We start from the raw sequence: 6670 nt of genomic DNA, 5'->3' as shown, positions 1-6670 counted from the left end.
TGGGCGACTCGGCGGTAACAATCGGCATCGGCTAAGCTGGAACCACCAAATTTATGTAAGTGACAACGTGCCATCTCGAATTCCTCTACTGACAAGCCGCTACGGCGGCCAATCCTGCTTGAATATCTGCAACTAAGTCGTCGGCATCTTCAATACCAACCGACAAACGTAATAGGGTGTCTTTAATGCCAGCTTCAAAACGTGCTTTGGGCTCCATCGCCCTGTGGGTCATAGTCGCGGGTACGGCCACTAGACTCTCAACGCCACCTAAGCTCTCAGCCACGCTGAATAAACTTAAGGCATCTAAAAAGGCGACCACTTCGTCCTCGCCGCCCTTAAGCTCAAAACTCAGCATAGCGCCAAAGCCTTTTTGCTGCTTGGCTGCAATGGCATGACCGGGGTGATCCGCAAGGCCTGGGTAATACACTTTGCTCACCACAGGGCTGCTCGTCAGCACGTCCACAATACGCTGGGCATTGCTTTGGTGCTCACGAATACGCACGGCTAAGGTACGCAGACCACGCAGGGTTTGGTAACTATCAAACGCGCTACCGGTTAAGCCTAAGGTGTTCGACCACCAATGTAACGTCTCACCGAGCTGAGGATCTTTGGCGATCACCGCCCCGCCCACCACATCGCTGTGACCATTAATGTACTTAGTAGTTGAGTGGATAACGATATCGGCACCGAGTAACAGCGGTTGCTGCAAAATTGGCGAGAGGAAAGTGTTGTCCACCACCACTAAAGCACCCACGGCATGGCTCGCCTGAGCGATAACCTCAATATCGACGACTCGCAGCAGGGGGTTAGAGGGGGTTTCAATCCACACCATCTTAGGTTGCTGGGCAATGGCTTGCTCAAGCGCTTGGCTGTCGGTTTGATCCACCACCAGTAATTTAAATTGGCCTTTTTTAGCCAAGTTAGTAAATAAACGGTAAGAACCGCCGTAGCAATCGTGGGGCACCACCAGCAAATCATCGGGACCGAGCAAAGTGGTGACTAAGGTAATGGCGGCCATGCCTGTGCAAGTCACCACACCGGTTGCGCCCTTTTCCAGCTTAGCTAGGGCATCACCTAAGATGCTGCGGGTAGGATTGCCAGAACGGCTGTAATCAAATTCGCGAGGATTTTTATGACCATCGAAGGCGTAATTCGTCGACAGGTAAATTGGCGGCACCACAGCGCCATACTGAGTATCGCTTTCGATACCCTGACGCACTGCTAATGTGGCTAATTGACGTTCGGTCACTAATTTGCCTGCGGTCATCGTGAACTCCTAAGTTCGCAAAGAGATGTCTGGACGTCTAAATGTACCTAAGCCCAGTGGCATCGTCAATAGGCGTTAAGACGTTTAGACGTCTAAACATAAAGAAATCTGTTTGCAATCACTAAGAAATAGTAGCAATAATTTGACTGTTATCTGTAAGGGTTTAAAATCTGCCCCGAATTTAGCGTTATAACAGGTGAGTCAATGACTGAATGGAATGGGGAATACATCAGCCCCTATGCTGAACATGGCAAGAAGAATGAACAAGTAAAGAAAATTACTGTGTCTATTCCGCTCAAAGTGCTAAAAGTCCTCACGGATGAACGTACGCGTCGTCAGGTGAACAACCTGCGCCACGCGACCAATAGCGAGCTTTTGTGCGAAGCATTTTTGCATGCCTACACCGGCCAGCCTCTGCCTGATGATGAAGATCTGTCGAAAGATAGCCCAGACAGCATTCCCGCCGAAGCGAAACGGTTGATGGACGAAATGGGGATCGAGTGGGAAGATATGGAATAACGCTCAGGCGTCCATAATCCTGCCGTAACTAATTATTAGGGATCGTTAATACTCATCTTGCCTGATGGGTTAGAGTAACGATCCCTATTTTGTTTTGATGGAATCCTATGTTCTCCTTGATAGATCCACAAACGCTCGCCATTGCGTCTGTGATTGTGTTTTTAGGTGCCCTCACCCAGAGTCTGATTGGCTTTGGCCTTGCCGTTGTGGCGAGCCCATTGTTGTATATTGTCGATCCCGAATTAGTGCCCGCCCCTGTGATTGTGATGGGCTTTTCCATCGCCCTACTCACCCTACTGCGTGAACGCGGCCATTTAGAATTCAACGGCTTGCAATACGCGCTGATTGGTCGTGTGCCCGGTGGCTTTATCGGTGCCAGCCTATTACTGTTTGCGCCGCAGCCGATTCTTGGTCTCGCGATTGCTAGCATTGTGGCGGTGGCCGTGGTGCTGAGCCTGTATAAATTTACTCTTCCGGTGAATAAAGCGACCCTGTTTGGCGCAGGCGTGGTATCGGGGATCTTTGGCAATATCGCCGCCATTGGCGGCCCACCTATGGCAATTTTGTTGGCAGGTAAGGATGCCTCTAAATTTCGCGCCGCACTGTCGGCCTTCTTTATCTTCAGCTCGACCATAGCCCTGGTCATTCTTGGGGTGACGGGCCTACTCGAAATCAAGCATTTGTGGTTATCACTCATGCTGCTGCCCTCAGTGTTTTTAGGCTATTTAGTAGCGGGCAAACTGGTGGGGAATGTGGATAAACACAAGACCAAGATGGCAACCTTAGCCCTCTGCGCTATCAGTGCCTTAGTGCTTACGGTGAAATCTGTGATTGAGTTATTACCGCAATAAAATCCTGCCAATCGCCCCCATAAAAAAGCACCGTTAATCGGTGCTTTTTGCTTGCTGGGATAGGTGATTGACCCCATTGATATTGCATTGAACCAAAACACTAACTTAGATAGCTTTGTCCCGCATACACAATAAAGTGTCTCAGTGCTAACACGCCGGTTAAGCTGGCGCAGGCCACCATGATCATCGCGCCCTTGCTGTGGCGCGTCGCGGAAGGCAACAGCATAAACAACAGCGGAATACCAAAACCAATCCCGACCACGCCAATCCAGAATACGCTCGCCCACATGCCTGAGGTGAGTGATGCTAGCGCCGCAGCTGCCGCTCCGCCCTTAAAGTACAAGGCGCAGAACAACATAAACAGGAACATGATTTCGATTGCCATCACTGGCAGCTCTAAACCATGCATTTTGGCTAAGGTCTTGTCGTGGCTATCGGTCTTGAACATCACCAGCGCCAGCACCGCATTAGCCGCCGCGCCTGCCGATAAACCAGAGACTAAAAACAGCGCCGGCAATACCGCAGTGTTCAACATTGGATAGGCATTCATGGCCGAAATTAAGAAGCCAGTATAAGCGCCCACACCAATCGCGAGGATAAACAGCAGTACTTCAATCGGTTTTCTAAAGGGCATCAGCAGCTTAGCGATAGGCACGAGGAAACCTAAGCCCCACTTTGGCAGCTCATCGCGCAGCACAAGAATCGCGTAGGCAAATGCCAAGGGGGAGTAAGCCAGTAGCGCTAATACCCCAATCGCCATCACTGACTGGAAGTTATAGTTGATTAAAATCAGCCAGAAGTGAAAAGGCTTAGTTAAATCAAACACTAAACATGCTAGGCCTAGGCAAATGGCCACAGGGCCAATAATAGCAGCGGCCTTGAGAATACTCGTCTCACCCTGCGCTTGCTCCTTATTAAACCAACGCAGGCCAATGCCAATCAGCAAACTTCCGGCGGATAAACCCGCCATAAACAGATACACGGCGATGATCCAATGCCAAGTGATGGGATCATATTGCGCCATATCGCCCCAAGTATTGTTCATAATCAAATCCCCCCTCTTTTGGTAGGAACGCGATATACCCTAGGCTGAGTGCCTAAATGGGTCCTATCTTGGTAAGTGATCTTAGTGTTGAGTAGCATAGCCACCTCACTCTGTGGATCGTTGGCATCGCCAAACACTAAGGCATCGGTCGGACACACAGTCACACAGGCGGGTTCTTCACCCCGGGCCAAACGCGTGTCCTTACAGAAGTTACACTTATCAGCCACTTTGGTTTCTGGGTTCATAAAACGCACCTTGTAAGGGCACGCCGCCACGCAGTACATACAACCCACACACTTATCGCCATGGATGGAGACAATCCCATCCTCGCCCACATAGGCCGCGCCCGTTGGACACACCTTCACACAAGGCGCATCTTCACACTGCTGGCAGGAAACCCTGTGATACTTAAAGTGCAAGTGTGGCATCTCGCCGAAGGGGCCTTCGATGCGCACCTGTAAGCGAGTCACGCCCTCGGGGACACCGTTTTCACTGCGGCAGGCCACGTTACAGGCTTGGCAGCCGATGCACTTGTTCTCATCGTGCACCATCACATATCTTTTCGTCATTTGAGCCTCCAATTAGCGTTTTGCCAGCGTGACGCCTGTCGTATGAATATTCATGCCACACACTGGGGCTGTTTGATGGGGCAGCAAGTTTCCGCAGTGGATACCTTTACCTGTCGCTCTAACCAACTCTTTGTTTTTAGAGCCAAAGCCCATATAGGCAAACACGGTATCGGGACGAATGCCCGGGGTGACTAAGGCATGGCCTTCTTCGCTGCCCACGCTACTGGTTAAGCGAATTGGATCGCCATTGCTGATCCCTAACTTGCCCGCCGTGACGGGATGCACCCAGATGGCGTTATCCGACATCAGGTTAGCCAGCATGGGGATATTGTGAGTCGCACCATTGGTATGCACGGCCACCTTGCCTTGGATAAAGTACAGCTCATCGGCTTTCTTCAAATGCACTTCACGGAACTTAATCACCCCGCGCCCTGGCGCCATGGCCTCGACCTTGGCTGAGGTCAATTCAATCTTGCCGCTTGGGGTTTTAAAGCTGAGTAAACTGCCGTAGGTGCCGTCTTCATCCACGGGTTTGGCATTGGTGTAGGCCTTAGTAAACTCGGCCACCATCTTAGGTTCGCGCAGCATGATGGGCTTACCGAAGCTAACAAAACCTTCGTCCTTAATGCGGCGCAGCAACGCAGTATCGCGATTCACCTGCAGCAGTTGCAGGGTTTCCATGTTATCCCAAGGGTAGAATTCACTTAGCCCGAGTTTATGGCCAATATCCTTAAAGATTTGCCATGAGGGCTTAGTGTCGCCTAAGGTTTCCACCACGCGTTGGCGCACATAGTAGGCTGGATTTTTACCCGACTTGTCGGCGATTTCTTCATCGCGCTCAAGGTAAGTCGATTCGGGTAAAATCACGTCGGCATAGGCAGCGGTTTCACTGATATACACATCACACACGGCAATAAAGTCGAGCTTTTTCATGGCTTCAACGACACGCGCCCTGTCGGTCATGGTTTGCATGGGATTGGTACGGGACATCACCCAACCATGTAATTGATATGGCACAGCACTTAAGGTCGCATCGAGGATGGTTTGGTAAATCCCGCCCGATGACCACATCATGGCGTACTGCTCTTCCACTTGGTCGATACGTTTCGCCGCAGGCTTAGGCATATCTTTCACGCCGGGCTTACCCAATACGGGCGCCACGCTTTCTCCCGCCAGCTTGTTGTAATCGCCAGGCTTCTGCCCAAGGTAAATACCGCCCTTACGCTCGATATTACCAATTAGCACGTTCGCGGCGTAAAGCGCGCGGCGCATCTCAAACTCTTCGGTGGTAAAGGTGGCTCTGTGACCAAAATCCACCACAGCATGGGGCGCCTTGGCCGCATATTCGTGGGCGATACGGCGAATATCTTTGGCGGGCACATCGGAAACGGTTTCGGCCCATTCAGGGGTGTAGGCTTTCACTTCGGCGGTGAAGGCATCAAACCCTTCCACATAATGCTCGATAAAGGCCTTGTCGTAGAGATTATCTTCAATCAATACATGGCAAAGCGCTAAAGCCACCGCCACATCGGTGCCGGGGCGGATCGCGTACCATTCATCGGCCTTATCGGCGACGATGGAGAATCTTGGCTCGAACACCACCAGCTTGGCGCCTTTATCCATTTGCGCCGCCATCATGCCGCGGGTTTCGGACATGTTGATGCCTTCGTACAGGTTATGGCCGAAGTTAATGATGTATTTTGAGTTGCTTAAATCACGCTTCACCTTAGTGCCAAACATGGCCTTGGCGGCAATCTCGTAACCACCGGGGCAAGTTGAGGCATGGGTAAAAGTATTCGGGCTGCCAAAGGCGGTGGCGAGATGGAATAAGTGTTTTTCTTGCGAACCGGATTTTGAGGAAAACGCCACGGCTTCAGGGCCGTGTGCTTGTTTGATTTTATTGAGATTATCGGCAATCAGTTGATAGGCTTCATCCCAGGAGATCTCGGCCCACTTGCCCTCGCCGCGTTCGCCAACCCGTTTGAGTGGCTTCACAATCCGCTGTGGATCGTAAAGTAAACTATGGCCAGCGCCACCCCGGGCACAGACTTTACCGCCAAAGGATTTGGCCGCCTTGTTGCCGCTGATAAAGACGTTTTTACCCTCAATCACCCGCGCCGAAATCGGGCAGCGAGTCGAACACATCTCACAGATACTGGCAATGTCTTTGCCCATACCTTTTAGCTGCTTGCTCTCTAACGCCGCTAAGCTGCCCGGCAACAGGCTAGCCAATGCACATGTTGCGCCGCTGGCCCCTGCGCCCTTTAAAAAGGTTCGCCTATTAAGCTCAATCATGGTTACCTCCATCACACTCATCCACCCTAATGCGCCACTTGGCACACGCAAACTTAGGCTTTTGTCACCCTGCGGTTAAAGGCTAAATTCGCTCACAGGTTTTTAGTTATTAGTGCCAACAGAC

Annotated in this window: 6 protein-coding genes; 2 read left to right on the top strand and 4 right to left on the bottom strand. The window is 51.3% G+C overall.

Features of this window, described 5'->3' with window-relative positions; genetic code table 11:
• Positions 1-85: 85 nt before the first annotated feature.
• Positions 86-1249 carry a cystathionine gamma-synthase gene (gene metB, locus ACK5NH_RS08190; protein ID WP_416919086.1) on the bottom strand — a complete coding sequence of 388 codons (1164 nt, stop codon included), beginning with the start codon at positions 1247-1249 and terminating at the stop codon, positions 86-88.
• A 222-nt stretch (positions 1250-1471) separates the two neighbouring features.
• Between metB and metJ the strand changes: the two genes are divergently transcribed.
• Entirely contained in the window at positions 1472-1786 is a 315-nt protein-coding gene (gene metJ, locus ACK5NH_RS08185; protein WP_416919076.1) for a met regulon transcriptional regulator MetJ, read from the top strand.
• A gap of 107 nt (positions 1787-1893) precedes the next feature.
• Positions 1894-2637: a sulfite exporter TauE/SafE family protein gene (locus ACK5NH_RS08180; RefSeq protein ID WP_416919074.1), complete on the top strand. Its 744-nt coding sequence runs from the start codon at positions 1894-1896 to the stop codon at positions 2635-2637.
• Positions 2638-2737: 100 nt separating this feature from the next.
• Here the strand turns inward: ACK5NH_RS08180 and nrfD are convergent, their stop codons facing one another.
• From nrfD to phsA, 3 genes are read right to left on the bottom strand one after another with little or no spacing between them, the layout of a single operon-like run.
• On the bottom strand, positions 2738-3682 hold the full coding sequence (gene nrfD, locus ACK5NH_RS08175; RefSeq protein ID WP_416919072.1) for an NrfD/PsrC family molybdoenzyme membrane anchor subunit: 945 nt from the start codon (positions 3680-3682) through the stop codon (positions 2738-2740).
• 2 nt (positions 3683-3684) lie between these two features.
• Positions 3685-4251, bottom strand: a complete 567-nt coding sequence (locus tag ACK5NH_RS08170; protein ID WP_416919071.1) for a 4Fe-4S dicluster domain-containing protein — start codon at positions 4249-4251, stop codon at positions 3685-3687.
• Positions 4252-4263: 12 nt separating this feature from the next.
• Entirely contained in the window at positions 4264-6546 is a 2283-nt protein-coding gene (gene phsA, locus ACK5NH_RS08165) for a thiosulfate reductase PhsA (protein WP_416919069.1), read from the bottom strand.
• Positions 6547-6670 lie beyond the last annotated feature (124 nt).

It is taken from the genome of Shewanella sp., assembly GCF_047975355.1.
In the GTDB taxonomy this organism is placed as follows: domain Bacteria; phylum Pseudomonadota; class Gammaproteobacteria; order Enterobacterales; family Shewanellaceae; genus Shewanella.
This window is presented reverse-complemented; position numbering and strand designations above follow the sequence as displayed.